Origin of the sequence: Streptomyces sp. 6-11-2 (assembly GCF_006540305.1) — a bacterium.
Taxonomy (GTDB): domain Bacteria; phylum Actinomycetota; class Actinomycetes; order Streptomycetales; family Streptomycetaceae; genus Streptomyces.
Genome location: NZ_BJOR01000001.1, coordinates 3,185,613 through 3,204,846, shown reverse-complemented (window position 1 = coordinate 3,204,846; position 19,234 = coordinate 3,185,613). Strand labels below are relative to the sequence as shown.

Here is a 19,234-nt window from a genome sequence, read left to right as displayed (position 1 = left end):
CCCCTGGTTGCACTTCTTTACTTTCGGGTTCAAACAGGAACTGAACGGGCGCGCGAGTGCCGCGCGGGATTTTCCGGCGGCAGGGCGGCGGATCAGGCGAGCGAGTTCCGGCGCCGGCTCGTGTACCAGACGAGCCCCGCGGTGGCCGCCGCCGCGCCTATGGCCGCCGCCGCGACCAGGGCCGGCCGCGGCGGTACGGAGAACGCGGGCAGCCGTTGCTTGAGCCGTACCGGCCGGTGGAAGTCGAGAATGGGCCACGCGCGCGCGACGGCCTCCCGGCGCAGTGCCCGGTCCGGGTTCACGGCGTGCGGATGCCCGACCGACTCCAGCATCGGCAGATCGGTCACCGAGTCGCTGTAGGCGTAGCAGCGGCTGAGGTCGTACCCCTCGGACTCGGCCAGCTCGCGGATCGCCTCCGCCTTGGTCGGGCCGTAGGCGTAGTACTCCACCTCGCCGGTGAAGCAGCCGTCCTCCCCCACCACCATCCGGGTGGCCACCACGCGGTCCGCGCCGAGCAGTTCGCCGATCGGCTCGACCACCTCCGCGCCCGACGTGGACACGATGACCACGTCGCGGCCGGCGGTGTGGTGCTCCTCGACGAGGGACGCGGCCTCGTCGTAGATGATCGGGTCGATCAGGTCGTGCAGCGTCTCGGCGACGATCTCCTTGACCTGCCGCACGTTCCAGCCGCGGCACAGCGCGGACAGATACTCGCGCATGCGCTCCATCTGGTCGTGGTCGGCGCCGCCGGCGAGGAAGACGAACTGGGCGTACGCCGTTCGCAACACGGCCCTGCGGTTGATCAGTCCGCCTTGGTAGAAGGACTTGCTGAAGGTGAGCGTGCTCGACTTCGCAATGACCGTCTTGTCCAGATCGAAGAAGGCCGCTGTGCGGGGCAAGGAGTGGTTTTCCACGCCCCTGAGCATAGGGGCAGCCCATTCGGCGTAAGGTGGGCGCGTGGGTTTGCCTGAGAGGGCTCTCGGGTACACCATGGAAGTCACGGATCGTTCGCGACCGTGCCAACCCGGTCCGACTCCTCCCCCCCCGAGTCGGCCGTGGAGACGACCCCCGCTCTCCCCCCCGGCGGGGGTCGTCGCATGTCCGGGTGGGTTTCTCCCTTTCTGTCCGTGGTTGCCGAGCCGGATCGGCCGCATCGCGCGGGTTTCAAGGGATTTCCATGATCCGTCACGTTGTGTAGTCGCAGCGCTGCTCTGTGGAAGTCGTACGGGAACCAGTACAGGGGTCACCGGTACGGGTGATGGTGATATTCACAGCCATCGAGTTGTCCACAGTTTTTGACCAAGATCCACACGATTTCCCGGATCACTGCACCGTGATTCCGACGCGCACCGCTTCCGGCGAGTTCATGGCCGGTTCCGATTGTCCGGGCGCGTGCGGCCGGTTCGTATCGGCCGCCCATAGGAAGGCCGGTCGCCGGTTCTTCTCATGTTCGGGATTCGCGGGGCCGCACGGGCCGCGCGCAAGAAGCAGCGAAGGGGGTTCACCCGTGGCCGGAACCGTCACACACGATCCACCGCCCGATGCCGGAGGACTCCAGGGCAGACCGCTGATCGTCACCGAGGACGCCGGGCTCCTCGACGACCTGCTGCGCCTGTGCGCCGCGGCCGGCGCCACACCCGAGGTCCACCACGGCCTTCCCCAGCGCAGAGGCGGCTGGGAGGCGGCGCCGCTGGTGCTGGTCGGTGACGACGCCGCCCGGCGGGTGCGCGGAGCGGCGCGCCGGCGCGGAGTGGTGCTGGTCGGCCGCGACCAGGACGACTCCGGGATCTGGCGGCGCGCCATCGAGATCGGCGCCGATCACGTACTGGTGCTGCCCGACGGCGAGCAGTGGCTGGTCGACCGCATCGCCGACGTCGCCGAGGGCGCCGGCCGTCCCGCGCTCACCGTGGGCGTCATCGGCGGCCGCGGCGGGGCGGGCGCGTCCACGCTGGCCTGCGCGCTCGCCGTCACCGCCGCGCGGGAAGGCCTGCGCACCCTGCTCGTGGACGCCGATCCGCTGGGCGGCGGCCTCGACGTCCTGCTGGGCGGGGAGACGGCCGAGGGGCTGCGCTGGCCGGCGTTCGCCGCCTCGCGCGGGAGAGTCGGCGGCGGCGCCCTGGAGGAGTCGCTGCCCGAACTGCACTCGCTGCGCGTGCTCAGCTGGGACCGCGGCGACTGCGTGGCCGTCCCGCCGCAGGCCGTTCGGGCGGTGCTGGCCGCCGCCCGGCGGCGCGGCGGCGCCGTGGTGGTCGATCTGCCCCGCCGCGTCGACGAGGGCGTCGCCGAGGCCCTCGCCCAGATCGACCTCGGCCTGCTCGTGGTCCCCGCCGAGCTGCGCGCCGTGGCGGCCGCGGCACGGGTGGCGTCCGCGGTCGGCATGGTCCTGCGCGATCTGCGGGTGGCGGTCCGGGGGCCGTACGCGCCCGGGCTCGACGACCGCGAGGTGGCCCGGCTGCTCGGTCTGCCGCTGGCGGGCGAGGTGCCCGTGGAGTCCGCGCTGCGGCGCTCCGGCGAGAGCCGGACCCCGCCCGGCGCGATGGCGCGCGGACCGCTCGCCCGTTTCTGCACCGCCTTCTGGGAGCGGGCGCTGATCGAGGCGGCCGCCGCATGAGGACGGTTGCCGAACACCTGCGAACGGACCCGCGGACGGTCCCGGCGGATGTGCTCCGCGAGCCCGCGCCTGCCAACGGGTCCCGGATGCCAGCGGAGCTGCTGGACGGCGTACGGCGCTGGCTCGCCGAGAGCGGGGCCGAGCCGACGCCCGCGCGGGTCGCGCAGGCCCTGCGCGAACAGGGCCGCGTGCTCGGGGACGCCGAAGTGCTGGGTGCGGCCGAGCAGTTGCGTTCCGAGCTGATCGGCAGCGGTCCGCTGGAGCCGTTGCTGGCCGATCCGTCGGTGACCGACGTCCTCGTGTCGGCCCCGGACCGGGTGTGGGTGGACCGGGGCGGCGGACTCGAGCGAGCCGCCGTCGCCTTCCCCGACGCGGCGGCCGTACGGCGCCTCGCGCAGCGCCTGGCCGCCGTGGCCGGCCGCCGGCTGGACGACGCCCGGCCGTGGGTCGACGCCCGGCTGCCCGACGGCACCCGGCTGCACGCGGTGCTGCCTCCCGTCGCCGTCGGCTGCACCTGCCTGTCCCTGCGGGTCGTACGGCCGCGCGCGTTCACGCTGGAAGAACTGGTCGCGGCGGGCACGGTGCCGCCCGGCGGGGACCGCGTGCTGCGGGCACTGATCGAGGCCCGGTTGTCCTTCCTCATCAGCGGGGGGACCGGAACCGGCAAGACCACGCTGCTCAGCGCGCTGCTCGGGCTGGCCGGGCCCGGCGAGCGGATCGTCCTCGCCGAGGACTCCGCGGAGCTGCGACCCGACCATCCGCACGTCGTCCGCCTGGAGACCAGGCCCGCCAACCAGGAGGGCGCGGGCCTGGTCACCCTCGAGGACCTGGTGCGGCAGGCACTGCGGATGCGGCCGGACCGGCTGGTCGTGGGCGAGGTGCGCGGCGGCGAGGTGGTCCATCTGCTGGCCGCGCTGAACACCGGCCACGAGGGCGGATGCGGCACGGTCCACGCCAACGCGGCGGCGGACGTCCCCGCCCGGCTGGAGGCGCTGGGCACCGCCGGTGGGCTCGACCGGGCGGCGCTGCACAGCCAGCTGGCGGCCGCGCTGTCGGTGGTGCTGCACCTCGTGCGGGACCGCTCCGGACGACGGCGGATCGCCGAGGTGCGCGTGCTGGAGCGGGACGCGTCGGGACTGGTGCGGACCGTGCCGGCGCTGCGCTGGGGCGCGGAGGCGTTCGTGGCGGAGCGGGGGTGGGAGCGGCTGCGGGGGCTGCTTCGGACGGAGAGCGGGAGCGGGAGAGGGGGCGACGACCGCGATGGATGAGGGGTTCTCGGGCCCGGCCTGCGTGGCCGCGGGCGCGGCGTGTGCCGGGGCGGCCGTGTGGCTGCTGGGCGGCCGGTACTCCGCGGCGCGGCGGGCGCGGGCGCTGCTCGCCGGCGGTGGGCCGCAGGGCACGGGGCCGCCGCTCTCGGGCCGGGTCCTTCGCGGACTGGCCCAGGTTCGAGGGCGGTTGCGCGCCGAGTGGTGGGCGCCGGCCGCCGGGATGGTGCTCGCGGTGCTGGGCGCCTCGGTACTGCCGGTCGTCGCGGGGGCGGTCGGGGTGCCGCTGCTGCGCCGCACCCGGCTGGCCCGGGCGGCGCGCCGACGGCAGGAGCGGCGGGCGGACGCGGTGATCGCCCTGTGCGGGGCACTCGCCGGAGAGGTGCGGGCCGGGCGGCAGCCGGGCGAGGCGCTGCTGTGCGCCGCGCGGGACTCGGGTGGGCTCGGCGACGCCCAGGCGGCGGTGCTGGCGGCGGCCCGGTTCGGCGGGGACGTGTCCGCGGCGCTCGCCGCGGCGGCCCGGCAGCCGGGCGCCGAGGGCCTGCGCGGCCTCGCGGCCTGCTGGCGGGTGGCGGTGGACCAGGGCGCGGGCCTGGCGGCCGGACTGGACCGGCTCGAAGGCGCACTGCGGGTGGAGCGTGACCAACGCGCCGACATACGAGCCCAGTTGTCCGGGGCCAGGGCCACGGCCGTCATGCTCGCCGGCCTGCCGGTCCTCGGACTCCTGCTGGGCACGGCCATGGGAGCCGATCCCTTGCGGGTGCTGCTGCACACGGGAGCGGGGCTGGGCTGCCTGGTCATCGGTGGCGTGCTGGAGGGCGCGGGGCTGTGGTGGGCCCTGCGGATCGTGCGAGGGGCGGAGGCGATGTGAGCGCGGGTGTCGTTGTCCACAGGTTGGGGATGGCCGCGGGGGCGGCGGTGCTCCTGTGGCTGTCGGTGAGATGGCTGCAGGCGATGAGCCGGGAGCGGAGCGCGCGGCGGCGGATGGCCGCGCTGCTGGGGCCGGAGCGTTCGGCGGAGGTGGCATGGCGCTCGCGCTCACGGCTCCTGGCGGCCGGTGCCGTGCGGCGGTGGCTGCCGGCGGTGGGTGTGGTCGGGGCCGGGTGGGTACTGGTCGGCGGGCTCACCGGGCTCGCGCTCGGGCTGGCCGGGGCGGCCGGGATGTGGCAGTGGCGGCGGCGGACGGCCGGCCGCCCCGAAGCGGAGTCCGACGCGGCCGAAGCCGCCCGTCAACTCCCGCTCGCGGCCGACCTGCTGGCGGCCTGCATCGCGGCCGGTGCCGGTCCGGTGATCGCCGCCCAGGCCGTCGGGGAGGCCCTGGGCGGCCCCGTCGGGGACGCACTGGCCCGGGGCGCCGCCCAGGTGCGGCTCGGCGGGCAGCCGGCCGACGCCTGGCGTGGACTCGCCTCGATACCGGAGGCCGCGGCCCTGGCGCGGCTGCTGGAGCGGGCCGACGAGTCGGGCCTTCCCGCCGCCGGACCGGTGGCCCGGCTCGCGGCCGACGTCCGCGCCGACCGGGCGCGTACCGCGACGGCCCGGGCACGCCGCGCGGCCGTGCTGGTCACCGCGCCGGTGGGGCTGTGCTTCCTGCCCGCCTTCGTCGCGGTGGGCGTGCTGCCCGTGCTGATCGGCCTCGCGGGCGGAGTGCTGAGCGGAGGTGGTGGCTGAGGGCACCGGCGGAACGGACGCGGGAGCAGCGGGTCGACAACCAACGGACAACAGCCGACCAAGAGATACGGCCAACCAACAGACACGGCCAACCAACAGGCCGAGACCTTACGGGGGTTGAAATGTACGGAAAGGTGCGGGCACGGCTGCGTGCCCTGGCGCGCAGGGACGCGGGAATGGTGACGTCCGAGTACGCGATGGGGATCATCGCGGCGGTGGCGTTCGCGGTACTGCTCTACGAGGTGGTGACGAGCGGCCAGGTCAAGACGGAGTTGCAGAACATCGTGAAGCGAGCGCTCAGTGCGCGGATGTGAACGGGCATGGGCGCACCGGGCCGAACGGCAAGGCGCCGACGCGGGGTTCGTGTCGGCGGAGGCGGCCATGGTCCTGCCCGTGCTGGTGCTGGTGGTGACGACGCTGGTCTGGGTCCTGCTGGTCGTGCTCGCGCAGATCCAGTGCGTGGACGCGGCCCGGGCAGGGGCCCGGGCCGCCGCCCGCCAGGACCCGGACGGCGCGGTCACCCGAGTGACCCGGGACGTGGCACCGCACGGGGCGGAGGTCACGGTGACCCGCAGGGGAGACCGCGTGCACGTGGTCGTCGTGGCCGACCCGCCGGGGCTGGGGGTCCTGCCCTTCCGGCTGAGGGAGGAGGCCGTGGCGGAGGCGGAGGACACGCTCGGGACGCGCGCAGAGCGGGGGACGGGGACATGAGGCGGAGGACGGGGACATGAGGCGCCGCATTCCGGCCCTCCGCGGCTTGCGCGGGCTCATCGGTGGCGGACGTGGCGGACGCCGTCTGTCCGACCGCGGCTCCGCCACCGTGTGGAGCGTCGGGGCGATCGCCCTGCTCTGCGTGGTGTTCGGTATCGGGCTCGCTCTGGGGCAGGCGGTGGTCGACCGGCACCGCGCGGCCGGAGCCGCCGACCTCGCGGCCCTGGCGGCGGCGGGCCACTGGGCCGAGGGCGGTGCCGCCGCCTGCGCCCGGGCGGACGAGGTGGCCCGGGCACAGGCCACCCGGCTCGTCCGGTGCGCCATCGTGGGCGACACCTCGGACGTCACGGCGGCGGCGGACCGGGGACTCTTCACCGCGGAGGTGAGGGCGAGAGCGGGACCGGCTGCCCCGCTGGACGCCCCGGTGGGACCGGCGGGGCCCGGGGAGCCCGTGGCAGGGGCGGCGGGGCCCGGGGAACCCACGGCTGGGCCGGTGGGGTCCGGAGGGCCCATGGCAGGGTCTACGGCCCCCGCGGGATCCACGCCAGGCACGGCAGGGTCCACGGCTTCCGCGGGATCCACAGCAGGGCCTACGGCTCACACAGGGCCCATGGCGCCCGCGCCTTTCACCCGCGTGGGCTAAGCCTCCGCCTCCATCTCCGTCCCGGCCTGCATCTCTGCCTCCGCCTGCATCTCTGCCTCCGCCTCCATCTCCGCCTCCTTCTCCTCCGGGGCCGCCTTCAGCAGCACCGTCAGCAGGCGCACGGCCCCCCTCTTGTGCAGCGGGTCGTTGCCGTTGCCGCACTTGGGGGACTGGATGCAGGACGGGCAGCCGGAGTCGCACTCGCAGGAGGCGATGGCCTCGCGGGTGGCGGAAAGCCAGGCGCGCGCGGTGTGGAAGGCGCGTTCGGCGAAGCCCGCGCCGCCCGGATGGCCGTCGTAGACGAAGACCGTGGGCAGCAGCGTGTCGGGGTGCAGTGGGACGGACACGCCGCCGATGTCCCAGCGGTCGCAGGTCGCGAACAGGGGCAGCATGCCGATCGACGCGTGCTCCGCGGCGTGGAGGGCGCCACCGAGGATCTCCGGGTTGATCCGGGCCTCGTCCAGCTGGTCCTCGGTGACCGTCCACCACACCGCGCGGGTGCGCAGCGTACGAGGAGGGAGGTCGAGTTTCGTCTCGCCGAGCACTTCACCGGTGATGACACGTCTGCGCAGGAAGGAGACCACCTGGTTGGTGACCTCGACGGAGCCGTAGCACAGGCGGCCGTCGCCCCAGGGCACCTCGACGTCCGTCTCCAGCACGGAGATCGCCGTCGTGTCGCGGGCGACCGTCGTGTACGGCGGGGCGGCCTCCTCGACCAGGGCGACCGAGTCGTCCAGGTCGAGGGAGCGCACCAGGTACGTACGGCCCTGGTGCAGATGGACCGCGCCCTCGTGCACCGTCGTGTGTGCGGCGCCCGCGTCGACCGTGCCGAGCAGCCGGCCGGTGCCGGCCTCGACGATCTGCACCGGCCGTCCGCCCTCGCCGCGGATGTCGGTGAGGTCCGCGGCCCGCTCCCGGCGGGTCCAGTGCCAGGCCTTCGTCCGGCGGCGCAGCAGCTTCGCGGCCTCCAGTTGCGGCAGCAGCTCCGCGCAGGCCGGGCCGAACAGCTCGGTGTCCTCCTCGGTGAGCGGCAGCTCGGCGGCGGCCGCGCACAGGTGCGGGGCGAGGACGTAGGGGTTGTCGGGGTCGAGGACCGTGGACTCGACCGGCTGGTCGAACAGGGCCTCGGGGTGGTGGACGAGGAACGTGTCCAGCGGGTCGTCGCGGGCGACCAGCACCGCCAGGGCGCCCTGACCGGAGCGCCCCGCGCGGCCCGCCTGCTGCCACAGGGAGGCGCGGGTGCCCGGGTATCCGGCGATCAGCACGGCGTCCAGGCCGGACACGTCCACGCCCAGCTCCAGGGCGGTCGTGGCGGCCAGGCCCAGGAGCTCGCCGGAGTGCAGGGCGCGTTCCAGGGCGCGGCGCTCCTCGGGCAGGTAGCCGCCCCGGTAGGCCGCGACGCGCCGGGACAGCGGCCGGTCGATCTCGGCCAGCCGCTCCTGGGCGATCACCGAGATCAGTTCGGCGCCGCGCCGGGACCGTACGAAGGCGACCGAGCGCACGCCCTGGAGGGTGAGGTCGGTCAGCAGATCCGCCGTCTCGGCGGTGGCGGTGCGCCGGACGGGCGCGCCCCGTTCGCCCCGTAGTTCGGTCAGCGGGGGCTCCCAGAGGGCGAACACCAGTTCACCGCGGGGCGAGGCGTCGTCGGCCACCTCCACCACGGGCACTCCGGTGAGGCGGCGGGCGGCCACGGCGGGCTCCGCGGCGGTCGCCGAGGCCAGCAGGAAGACCGGGGAGGCGCCGTAGCGCGCGCACAGCCGGCGAAGGCGGCGCAGCACCTGGGCGACGTGGGAGCCGAAGACGCCCCGGTAGGTGTGGCACTCGTCGACGACCACGTACTTCAGGGCCCGCAGGAAGGAGGACCAGCGCGGGTGGGAGGGCAGGATCCCGCGGTGCAGCATGTCGGGGTTGGTCAGGACGTGGTTGGCGTACTGGCGGATCCACTCGCGTTCCTCGGGCGGGGTGTCGCCGTCGTACACCGCGGGGCGTACGGCCTTGCCCAGCGGCCGGGCGAGTTCCTTCACCGCTCGGCACTGGTCGGCCGCGAGGGCCTTGGTGGGGGCCAGGTACAGGGCGGTGGCGCCGCGGCCGTTGGGCGCCTCGGAACCGTCCAGCAACGTCGAGAGCACCGGGACGAGGTAAGCCAGCGACTTGCCGGACGCGGTGCCGGTGGCGACGACGACGGAGTCGCCGTCCAGGGCGTGTTCCGCGGCGCGCGCCTGGTGCGCCCACGGGTGCTCGATCCCGCACGCCTGGACCGCCGCGATCACCTCCGGCCGAATCCGGTCGGGCCAGACGGCATGGCGCCCCTCGCGCGGGGGCAAGTGCTCCGTATGAGTGATGCGCGCAGCCCGGCTCTGCCCCGCGGCGAGCCGGTCGAGAACCGCGCCCGGCGCCAGGCGGGTTGCGGGGGTAGCCGGGGATCGATTGGATCGGTGATTCTTGGCCATCGGCACCGAGTCTGTCACCGGCGTGCAGGACAATGGGACCAAGGCGTCGTGCACGCCTGCCGGTAAGTGATTGAATGCCATCGCGGCTGGCGAACCGTCCCGGGGGCTTCAAGCCGAGGTGTCCCGAGGGGCGACCGCTCGATAGCAAGGTGCTGGAGGATCCGTGGACCTGTCCCTGTCGACCCGTACCGTCGGCGATCGTACGGTCGTCGAGGTCGGTGGCGAAATCGACGTATATACCGCGCCCAAGCTGCGCGAGCAGCTGGTCGAGCTGGTGAACGACGGGAATTTCCACCTCGTCGTCGACATGGAGGGCGTGGACTTCCTCGACTCCACTGGGCTCGGCGTGCTGGTCGGCGGCCTGAAGCGCGTGCGTGCCCATGAGGGCTCGCTGCGCCTGGTCTGCAACCAGGAGCGCATTCTCAAGATCTTCCGTATCACCGGTCTCACCAAGGTGTTCCCGATCCACACCTCGGTGGACGAAGCGGTGGCGGCGACAGACTGACCACCGGCCCCGGGCCGGTGACCGGGGCGGAAGAGTCCGAACGGGGGGCCGGGCATTTCGGCGGCCCGGTCCTCCTACAGCACGCCCGTAGCTCCGAGGGGGATGCATGGCCACCGTCGAACTCCGCTTCAGCGCGCTGCCCGAGCACGTCAGGACCGCCCGTCTGGTGGCGGCAGCGGTGGCGCGCAGGGCCGGAGTGGACGAGGCCGTCCTCGACGAGGTCAGACTCGCCGTCGGCGAGGCCTGTTCCCGGGCTGTGGGGCTGCATCGCAACAGTGGGATCTCGGCACCGGTGACGGTGATGCTGACCGAGGAGGAGAAGCAGTTCTCCATCGAGGTCGGCGACGAGGCCCGGCACGCGCCGTACCACTCCGGGGACGCCCCGGGCGCGGCGGACGAGGCGGAGGCCGAGGAGGACGAGATGGGCCTCGCGGTCATCAGCGGACTCGTCGACGACGTGAAGGTGTCGGCAGGGGAGCACGGCGGGTTGATCAAGATGACCTGGCCGACCACATCGCCGGTCGCGACGCTTCCCTGACGCACCTCACCCGTTCGGCGCACTGCAGAAGGGCCCTGCTTCGGCAGGGCCCTTCTTGTTGCACGACCGCTTCCACCAGGTACATTGAATTCGTGAATGAATTCACGACCGGTCGGCAGATCATTTGATCAAGCAGTGATCGAGGGTCAATGGTTTTGAACCATTACCTCTTTCGGGTTCCGTGGCGTGACGTCGATCATTTGCTGAAGAGCAGGTGAAGGGCAATTCGGTTTGCCGCGCTCTGTTTTGATCAGGTTCCGCTACCTACAATCCGTCCACATCTTGAGCTCAGCCCAAGCGTCAAGGAGGACGAATGGCGGGGCTTTCTACCCCTCATCAGTTGGGCCACCCCACAACCTTCGCAGCTGCAGTACTGACCAACGACAATCGGATCATCGTGGCGGTCATCGCGGCCGTCGCGCTGGCCGCGCTCGTGGTCGCAGGCGTCCTGGTGCGCCAGGTGCTCGCGGCGGGCGAGGGCACCAGCAGCATGAAGAAGATCGCTGAAGCGGTCCAGGAAGGCGCGAACGCCTATCTGGGCCGCCAGTTGCGCACGCTCGGCGTATTCGCCGTGATCGTGTTCTTCCTGCTCATGCTGCTGCCCGCGGACGACTGGAATCAGCGCGCCGGACGATCGGTGTTCTTCCTGATCGGGGCCGCCTTCTCGGCGGCCACCGGCTATATCGGCATGTGGCTCGCCGTGCGCAGCAATGTACGTGTCGCCGCGGCGGCCCGTGAAGCGACACCTGCGGAAGGTGAGCCGGAAAAGGATCTCACCGCCGTCTCGCACAAGGCAATGAAGATCGCTTTTCGCACCGGCGGCGTCGTCGGCATGTTCACAGTGGGGCTCGGCCTGCTCGGCGCCTCCTGTGTGGTGCTGGTGTACGCGGCCGACGCGCCGAAGGTGCTCGAGGGCTTCGGCCTCGGTGCCGCGCTGATCGCGATGTTCATGCGGGTGGGCGGCGGCATCTTCACCAAGGCCGCCGACGTCGGCGCCGACCTGGTCGGCAAGGTCGAGCAGGGCATTCCGGAGGACGATCCGCGCAATGCCGCGACCATCGCCGACAACGTGGGCGACAACGTCGGCGACTGCGCGGGCATGGCGGCCGACCTCTTCGAGTCGTACGCCGTCACGCTGGTCGCGGCGCTCATCCTCGGCAAGGCGGCCTTCGGCAACGACGGGCTCGCCTTTCCGCTGCTGGTGCCGGCCATCGGTGTGATCACCGCCATGATCGGGATCTTCGCGGTGGCGCCGCGCCGCGCCGACCGCAGCGGTATGAGCGCGATCAACCGCGGTTTCTTCATCTCCGCGGTGATCTCACTCGCCCTGGTCGCGGTTGCCGTCTTCGTCTATCTGCCGTCGTCGTACGCCGGACTCACCGGTGTCACCGACGCGGCGATCAGAGGCAAGGACGGCGACCCGCGGATCCTCGCCCTGGTCGCGGTGGGGATCGGCATCCTGCTGGCCGCGGTGATCCAGCAGCTGACCGGCTACTTCACCGAGACCAACCGGCGTCCGGTCAGGGACATCGGCAAGACCTCGCTCACCGGTCCGGCCACCGTCGTCCTCGCCGGTGTCTCCGTGGGCCTGGAGTCCGCGGTCTACACCGCCCTGCTGATCGGCCTCAGCGTGTACGGGGCCTTCCTGCTCGGCGGTACGTCGATCATGCTGGCGCTGTTCGCGGTGGCGCTGGCCGGCACCGGGCTGCTCACCACGGTCGGCGTGATCGTCGCCATGGACACCTTCGGCCCGGTCTCCGACAACGCCCAGGGCATCGCCGAGATGTCCGGCGACGTCGAGGGCGCGGGCGCCCAGGTGCTCACCAACCTGGACGCGGTGGGCAACACCACCAAGGCCATCACCAAGGGCATCGCCATCGCCACCGCCGTCCTCGCGGCCTCGGCGCTCTTCGGGTCGTACCGGGACGCCATCACCACCGGCGCGCGTGACGTCGGGGAGAAGCTGACCGGTTCGGGTGCGCCGATGACCCTGAACATGGACATCTCGCAGCCCAACAACCTGGTCGGCCTCATCGCGGGCGCGGCGGTCGTCTTCCTGTTCTCGGGGCTGGCGATCAACGCGGTGTCCCGGTCGGCGGGCTCGGTGGTGTACGAGGTGCGCCGGCAGTTCCGTGAGAAGCCCGGGATCATGGACTTCACCGAGAAGCCGGAGTACGGCAAGGTCGTCGACATCTGCACCAAGGACGCCCTGCGCGAGCTCGCCACACCCGGGCTGCTCGCCGTCATGGCGCCCATCTTCATCGGGTTCACGCTCGGTGTCGGTGCGCTCGGCTCCTATCTCGCGGGCGCGATCGGCGCGGGCACGCTGATGGCGGTGTTCCTCGCCAACTCCGGTGGCGCCTGGGACAACGCCAAGAAGCTGGTCGAGGACGGCAACCACGGAGGCAAGGGCAGCGAGGCCCACGCGGCCACGGTGATCGGGGACACGGTGGGCGATCCCTTCAAGGACACCGCCGGCCCCGCGATCAACCCGCTGCTGAAGGTGATGAACCTGGTGTCGCTGCTCATCGCGCCCGCGGTCATCAAGTTCTCCTACGGCAGCGACAAGAGCCTCGGCGTACGGATCGTGATCGCGGTCCTGTCGCTGGCCGTGATCGTCGGCGCGGTCTACATCTCCAAGCGGCGCGGTATCGCCGTGGGCGACGACGACAACGCCGAACGGGTCTCCAAGCCGGCCGATCCCGCGGTGGTTTCGTAGGCGGTCTCATCCCGGGCCCAGCTCAGGAGACGGGCGGGCGGCGCGTACGACGCGTCGCCCGCCCGCCGTGTGCGCGGATGCTCTCCGTGAGCCTTCTCTCGCTTGGTGCAAATGGTCGCAAGACACCACACAAGGGGTGACCGAGTCCCGAGTGTGGCCGACACGACGTGTATGTTCCGGGGCCGAGAGCCATGGAAGGGACCAAACCGTTGAACAAGAAGCTCGCGGCCGCAGTGTCCGGCGGTGCGGTACTCGTACTGGCACTGACGGGCTGCACCAGCAGCGCTGCCGACAGCAAGAACGAGGCGCTGAACACCTGGGCCAAGCAGGTGTGCGACGCGGTGCAGCCGCAGGCGAAGAAGATCGAGGCCGCCAACGCCGCCATCCAGAAGGAGACTTCGGACAACAGCGAGCCGGCCCAGGTCCAGAAGACCGACGCGCAGGCCTTCCAGGACATGGCCGACGCCTACAAGGCCATCGGCCAGGCCGTGAACAACGCCGGCGCACCCGAGGTCGACAACGGCCGGAAGAAGCAGCAGGACGCGGTCAAGGAGCTCAACGGCCTGGCGGCCTCGTACACCTCCCTGAAGCAGCAGGTGGACAAGCTCGACACCAAGAACCAGGCCAAGTTCGCGGACGGCCTCAAGGACATCGCCACCCGGCTGGACACGCTGAGCCGGACCGGGAACGACGCGCTGAAGAACCTCGAGGAGGGCGACGTCGGCCGGGCGATGGCCCAGCAGCCGAGCTGCAAGTCCGCCTCCGCCACCCCGTCCACCTCGGCCTCGTCCCCGGCGACCGGCGGCTGACGCCCGCAGAGACGCGCACCACGCGCACAGACGCACGCACGGACTCACGCAGAGACGCATCGCAGACGCGCGCGCAGACACACGCAGGCACACGCGCGCGTGCGCTGTCGGAGTAGCCGACACAATGGGGGCGTGAGTGACACCAGCCTGCCCGCACTGCCCGCCTCCGACCGACCGGACGTCGCCGCCCGGCTCCGGGACGCCCTGCTCGGCGTCTCCTTCACTGCCGACGGACTGCTGGAGCTGCTCGGCGCTCCCGCGTACGCGGCCCTGGCGCGTGCCGAGACCGTGCCCGCGCTCCGGGCCACGCGCGGCGACACGCCGCTGGAACTGCTGGTCCGGCTGTTCCTGCTCCAGCAGCCGGTGCCGTACGCGCGCGTGACGGGCGTCCTGCCCGTCGAGGCGTGCCTGGAGACCGGCTGGCTGGTCCGCGCCGGCGCGGACGAGGTCGCCGCGACGGTGGACGTCCGGCCGTACGGCGGACTCGACGGCGAGGACTGGTTCATCGTGTCCGACCTGGGCTGCGCGGTCGGTGGCGCGGGCGGGATCGGCAGCCGAGACGAGGGCGTCGTCCTCGGGGTCGGCGGTGCCTCCACGACCCTGGCCGGCATCACGGTCCGCACGCCGGTCGGCTCCGCGCTCGACCTCGGAACCGGCTCCGGCATCCAGGCGCTGCACGCCGGCCGGCACGCCACGCGCGTGACAGCGACCGACGTCAATCCGCGCGCGCTGCACATCACCGCCCTGACGCTCGCGCTGTCCGGCGCGCGGGCGGCCGATCTGCGCCAGGGCTCGCTGTTCGAGCCGGTCCACGACGACGAGCGGTTCGACCTGATCGTGTCGAACCCGCCCTTCGTGATCTCCCCGGGCGCCCGGCTGACCTACCGCGACGGCGGGATGAGCGGGGACGATCTGTGCCGCACGCTCGTTCAAGAGTCGGGCGACCGCCTGAACGAGGGCGGGTTCGCGCAGTTCCTCGCCAACTGGCAGCACGTCGAGGGGGAGGACTGGCAGGACAGGCTCAGGTCATGGGTGCCCCGCGGGTGCGACGCGTGGATCGTGCAGCGCGAGGTGCAGGACGTCACGCAGTACGCCGAGCTGTGGCTGAGGGACGCGGGCGACCACCGCGGTGACGCCGCGGAGTACCAGGCGCGGTACGACGCCTGGCTGGAGGAGTTCGAGGCGCGCAAGGTCAGGGCCGTGGGCTTCGGCTGGATCACGCTGCGCAGGACGGGCTCCGCGACGCCCTCGATCACCGTGGAGGAGTGGCCGCACCCGGTGGAGCAGCCGCTCGGCGACACCGTCCGGGCGCACTTCGCCCGCGTCGACTATCTGCGGGACCACGATGACGCGGCCCTGCTCGACGGCCACTTCCGGCTCGTGCGTGAGGTGGTCCAGGAGCAGGTCGGGCTCCCCGGCGCCGAGGACCCCGAGCACGTCGTGCTGCGCCAGAACCGCGGGATGCGCCGGGCCACCACGGTGGACACGGTGGGCGCCGGCTTCGCCGGTGTCTGCGACGGCACGCTGAGCGCCGGCCGCATCCTGGACGCCATCGCTCAGCTGATGGGCGAGAACCCTCTCCTCCTGCGCGACCGCACTCCGGCCCAGATCCGCCTGCTGGTGGAGCAGGGTTTCATCGAACCGGCGCAGAAATCGGCGGAGGAAGCGGCTCGGTGACCGGTTCACGCGACCGATGAGGCCTGCGCGCCCCTGAGTGCTCGCCGGGTCCACAGGGGTTGCCGGGACAGCGGCGAGTTCTCGTCGTTCTCGGGGCGTGTGGGCCGTTTCGATGGTGCTCGGACAAGGTTTTCGATCTTTGCCCGGGGCCGAGCCGAAAAAACACGGGAAAAAAGTGGAGAGCTTGATTCCCGTCACTTCGCGGAGGGCGGTCGGGCGCCGCCCCGGGAGAGGGTCGACTCCTGTTCACCGCGGGTTGGCGTCGTCGTCGCCCGCGGGTGTCAGCCTCCCGTACCGGGGCATCCGGGGGCGGGAGGGGACGTACATGGAGAGCGGGCCGGCGATCTTCGCGGGAACGGTGTTCTCCCTGTTCGGAGCGGCCTTGCTGGTGTGGACGGCGGTCCGGGTCCGGCACCGGGAACCCGTCGCCCACGGACTGCCCCGCGGCGCGTCGGCGACCGTCGCGACCCTGGCCGCCGTGACCGCACTGACCGTCGGCGTGTGGTGCTTCGGCCGCCTGTGACGGCCGCCGCTCCTGTCCGGTCTCCGTAACTGAGAAATCACCTTCCGCATCAGCCCGAACGGCCTGGTGAGCACTCCGGGCGGCAGGAAGGGGGGTAGTCGGGTTACCGTTCGAGTGGCCGTTGCGGGCTTTTCCCGTTTGACACGGGGGCGGGATGTACCGTCACACTCCGCAGCGTCACCACCACCCGACCCCCGGGAAATCAAGACCTGGGGAGGCCCAAGCGTCGACCGGAGAGAAGAGCGAAGTTGTCCCCGACCAGCGAGACCGCACAGGGCGGCCGCCGACTCGTCATCGTCGAGTCGCCTGCCAAGGCGAAGACGATCAAGGGCTACCTCGGCCCCGGCTACATCGTCGAGGCGAGCGTCGGGCACATCCGCGACCTTCCCAACGGTGCCGCGGAGGTACCCGAGAAGTACACCGGCGAGGTCCGCCGCCTCGGTGTGGACGTGGAACACGACTTCCAGCCGATCTATGTCGTCAACGCGGACAAGAAGGCCCAGGTCAAGAAGCTCAAGGATCTGCTGAAGGACTCCGACGAGCTCTTCCTCGCCACCGATGAGGACCGCGAGGGCGAGGCCATCGCCTGGCACCTCCAGGAGGTGCTCAAGCCGAAGATCCCGGTCAAGCGGATGGTCTTCCACGAGATCACCAAGGACGCCATCCGGGAGGCGGTCGCCAACCCGCGCCAGCTCAACCAGCGGCTGGTCGACGCCCAGGAGACCCGGCGCATCCTCGACCGCCTCTACGGCTACGAGGTCTCGCCCGTGCTGTGGAAGAAGGTCATGCCGCGGCTTTCGGCGGGCCGGGTCCAGTCCGTCGCGACACGCCTCGTGGTCGAGCGGGAGCGCGAGCGCATGGCGTTCCGTTCCGCCGAGTACTGGGACCTGACCGGCACCTTCGCCACGGGCCGGGCCGGTGACGCGAGCGACCCGTCGTCGCTGGTCGCCCGGCTGCAGACCGTCGACGGCAGGCGGGTCGCGCAGGGCCGCGACTTCGACTCCCTGGGACAGCTCAAGAGCCCGAACACCCTGCACCTCGACGAGGCCACCGCGCGCGCCCTGGCCGCCGCCCTGGAGGACACCCGCTTCTCCGTCCGGTCCGTCGAGTCCAAGCCGTACCGCCGCTCGCCGTACGCGCCGTTCCGTACGACGACGCTCCAGCAGGAGGCCAGCCGCAAGCTCGGCTTCGGCGCCAAGGCGACGATGCAGGTCGCGCAGAAGCTGTACGAGAACGGCTACATCACGTACATGCGTACGGACTCCACGACGCTGAGCGACACGGCGATCGCCGCCGCCCGCGCCCAGGTCACCCACCTGTACGGCGCCGACTACCTGCCGCCGCAGCCCCGTACGTACGCCGGGAAGGTCAAGAACGCGCAGGAGGCGCACGAGGCGATCCGTCCTTCGGGTGATCGTTTCCGCACGCCCGCCGAGACCGGCCTGACCGGCGACCAGTTCAAGCTCTACGAGCTGATCTGGAAGCGGACGGTCGCCTCCCAGATGAAGGACGCGACCGGGAACAGCGTGACCGTGCGGATCGGCGGCGCCGCGGCCGACGGCCGGGACGTCGAGTTCAGCGCGTCCGGAAAGACGATCACCTTCCACGGCTTCCTCAAGGCGTACGTCGAGGGCGCCGACGACCCCAACGCCGAGCTCGACGACCGCGAGCGCCGGCTGCCCCAGGTCGGCGAGGGCGACGCGCTCACGGCCGAGGCGATCACGGTCGACGGCCACGCCACCAAGCCGCCGGCCCGCTACACCGAGGCCAGCCTGGTCAAGGAGCTGGAAGAGCGGGAGATCGGCCGCCCGTCGACGTACGCGTCGATCATCGGCACCATCCTCGACCGCGGCTACGTCTTCAAGAAGGGCACGGCCCTGGTGCCGTCCTTCCTGTCCTTCGCCGTGGTCAACCTCCTGGAGAAGCACTTCGGGCGGCTCGTCGACTACGACTTCACCGCCAAGATGGAGGACGACCTCGACCGCATCGCGCGCGGTGAGGCGAAGGCCGTGCCGTGGCTGAAGCGCTTCTACTTCGGCGAGGGCACCGGCCACGGCGGCGCCGCCGAGGCCGGCAACGGCGACGGGGACCACCTCGGCGGGCTCAAGGAGCTGGTGACCGACCTGGGCGCGATCGACGCGCGCGAGGTGTCGTCGTTCCCGGTGGGCAACGACATCGTGCTGCGGGTCGGCCGCTACGGCCCGTACATCGAGCGCGGTGAGAAGGAGACCGACACCCACCAGCGGGCCGACATCCCGGCCGACCTGGCCCCGGACGAGCTGTCCGTCGAGTTCGCCGAGGAACTGCTCGCCAGGCCGAGCGGCGACTTCGAGCTGGGCACCGACCCGGCCACCGGCCACACGATCGTCGCCAAGGACGGCCGCTACGGCCCGTACGTCACCGAGGTGCTCCCCGAGGGCACCCCGAAGACCGGCAAGAACGCGGTCAAGCCCCGTACGGCCTCGCTGTTCAAGTCGATGTCCCTGGACACCGTCACCCTGGACGACGCCCTGAAGCTCATGTCGCTGCCGCGCGTCGTCGGCGCCGACGCCGACGGCCAGGAGATCACCGCGCAGAACGGCCGCTACGGCCCGTACCTGAAGAAGGGCACGGACTCGCGCTCGCTCCAGTCCGAGGACCAGCTCTTCACGATCACGCTGGAGGAGGCGCAGGCGATCTACGCCCAGCCCAAGCAGCGGGGCCGCGCGGCCGCCAAGCCGCCGCTGAAGGAGCTCGGCGACGACCCGGTCAGCGGAAAGCCGGTCGTGGTGAAGGACGGCCGCTTCGGCCCGTACGTCACCGACGGCGAGACCAACGCGACCCTGCGTTCCGGCGACAGCGTCGAGGCGATCACCCCGGAGCGCGGTTTCGAGCTCCTCGCGGAGAAGCGCGCCAAGGCCCCGGCCAAGAAGACCGCGAAGAAGGCCGTCGCCAAGAAGACGACGGCGAAGAAGACGGCGTCCACGGCCGCGAAGAAGACCGCGGCGAAGAAGACGGCCACCGCCAAGAAGACGGCCACCGCCAAGAAGACCACCGCCAAGAAGACCACCGCGAAGAAGACCACCGCGAAGACGACGGCCGCCAAGGCGGCGGAGGACTGATCGCGCGGCGGATC

The 19,234-nt window shown here is 72.0% G+C and carries 15 protein-coding genes and 1 pseudogene; 14 read left to right on the top strand and 2 right to left on the bottom strand.

What is annotated here, in order from left to right; genetic code table 11:
- Positions 1 to 92: 92 nt before the first annotated feature.
- Positions 93 to 926, bottom strand: coding sequence for an HAD family phosphatase (locus TNCT6_RS13760; protein WP_141359650.1), 834 nt, complete (start codon positions 924 to 926; stop codon positions 93 to 95).
- A 581-nt stretch (positions 927 to 1,507) separates the two neighbouring features.
- Here TNCT6_RS13760 and ssd point away from each other — a divergent pair.
- From ssd to TNCT6_RS13725, 7 genes and pseudogenes are all read left to right on the top strand, one after another.
- Positions 1,508 to 2,611 (top strand): septum site-determining protein Ssd, encoded by a 1,104-nt coding sequence (ssd, locus tag TNCT6_RS13755; protein ID WP_141359649.1) that lies wholly within the window; start codon positions 1,508 to 1,510, stop codon positions 2,609 to 2,611.
- A gap of 86 nt (positions 2,612 to 2,697) precedes the next feature.
- A complete protein-coding gene (locus TNCT6_RS13750) occupies positions 2,698 to 3,879 on the top strand; it encodes a TadA family conjugal transfer-associated ATPase (protein ID WP_141359648.1) in 1,182 nt (393 codons plus the stop codon).
- The gene (locus TNCT6_RS13745) at positions 3,872 to 4,747 is read left to right on the top strand and encodes a type II secretion system F family protein (RefSeq protein WP_141359647.1); all 876 of its coding nucleotides are present in this window, start codon (positions 3,872 to 3,874) and stop codon (positions 4,745 to 4,747) included. The genes TNCT6_RS13750 and TNCT6_RS13745 overlap by 8 nt, the downstream gene beginning before the upstream one ends.
- A gap of 29 nt (positions 4,748 to 4,776) precedes the next feature.
- Complete coding sequence (locus TNCT6_RS13740; RefSeq protein WP_141359646.1) at positions 4,777 to 5,544, top strand: type II secretion system F family protein; 768 nt, start codon at positions 4,777 to 4,779, stop codon at positions 5,542 to 5,544.
- A gap of 122 nt (positions 5,545 to 5,666) precedes the next feature.
- Entirely contained in the window at positions 5,667 to 5,858 is a 192-nt protein-coding gene (locus tag TNCT6_RS13735) for a DUF4244 domain-containing protein (RefSeq protein ID WP_141359645.1), read from the top strand.
- Positions 5,845 to 6,255 carry a TadE family type IV pilus minor pilin gene (locus TNCT6_RS13730; protein ID WP_373996169.1) on the top strand — a complete coding sequence of 137 codons (411 nt, stop codon included), beginning with the start codon at positions 5,845 to 5,847 and terminating at the stop codon, positions 6,253 to 6,255. The genes TNCT6_RS13735 and TNCT6_RS13730 overlap by 14 nt, the downstream gene beginning before the upstream one ends.
- A 16-nt stretch (positions 6,256 to 6,271) precedes the next feature.
- A pseudogene (locus TNCT6_RS13725) lies at positions 6,272 to 6,679 on the top strand (Rv3654c family TadE-like protein); the annotation flags it as partial.
- Between the two features lie 215 nt (positions 6,680 to 6,894).
- On the opposite strand, the gene TNCT6_RS13720 reads toward TNCT6_RS13725, so the two are convergent.
- Entirely contained in the window at positions 6,895 to 9,429 is a 2,535-nt protein-coding gene (locus tag TNCT6_RS13720) for a DEAD/DEAH box helicase (RefSeq protein WP_253266098.1), read from the bottom strand.
- A gap of 82 nt (positions 9,430 to 9,511) precedes the next feature.
- On the opposite strand from TNCT6_RS13720, the gene bldG reads away from it, so the two are divergent.
- The 7 genes from bldG (at position 9,512) to topA (ending at position 19,220) form a co-directional block, all read left to right on the top strand.
- The gene (gene bldG / locus TNCT6_RS13715) at positions 9,512 to 9,853 is read left to right on the top strand and encodes an anti-sigma factor antagonist BldG (RefSeq protein ID WP_009189842.1); all 342 of its coding nucleotides are present in this window, start codon (positions 9,512 to 9,514) and stop codon (positions 9,851 to 9,853) included.
- A 106-nt stretch (positions 9,854 to 9,959) separates the two neighbouring features.
- On the top strand, positions 9,960 to 10,391 hold the full coding sequence (locus TNCT6_RS13710; protein WP_141359642.1) for an ATP-binding protein: 432 nt from the start codon (positions 9,960 to 9,962) through the stop codon (positions 10,389 to 10,391).
- Positions 10,392 to 10,704: 313 nt separating this feature from the next.
- On the top strand, positions 10,705 to 13,110 hold the full coding sequence (locus TNCT6_RS13705; protein WP_141359641.1) for a sodium-translocating pyrophosphatase: 2,406 nt from the start codon (positions 10,705 to 10,707) through the stop codon (positions 13,108 to 13,110).
- A 191-nt stretch (positions 13,111 to 13,301) separates the two neighbouring features.
- Positions 13,302 to 13,919: an oligoendopeptidase F family protein gene (locus TNCT6_RS13700; RefSeq protein ID WP_141359640.1), complete on the top strand. Its 618-nt coding sequence runs from the start codon at positions 13,302 to 13,304 to the stop codon at positions 13,917 to 13,919.
- 132 nt (positions 13,920 to 14,051) lie between these two features.
- Entirely contained in the window at positions 14,052 to 15,596 is a 1,545-nt protein-coding gene (locus tag TNCT6_RS13695; RefSeq protein WP_141359639.1) for a methyltransferase, read from the top strand.
- 325 nt (positions 15,597 to 15,921) lie between these two features.
- Positions 15,922 to 16,119, top strand: coding sequence for a hypothetical protein (locus tag TNCT6_RS13690; protein WP_141359638.1), 198 nt, complete (start codon positions 15,922 to 15,924; stop codon positions 16,117 to 16,119).
- A 248-nt stretch (positions 16,120 to 16,367) separates the two neighbouring features.
- Entirely contained in the window at positions 16,368 to 19,220 is a 2,853-nt protein-coding gene (gene topA, locus TNCT6_RS13685; protein WP_141359637.1) for a type I DNA topoisomerase, read from the top strand.
- Positions 19,221 to 19,234 lie beyond the last annotated feature (14 nt).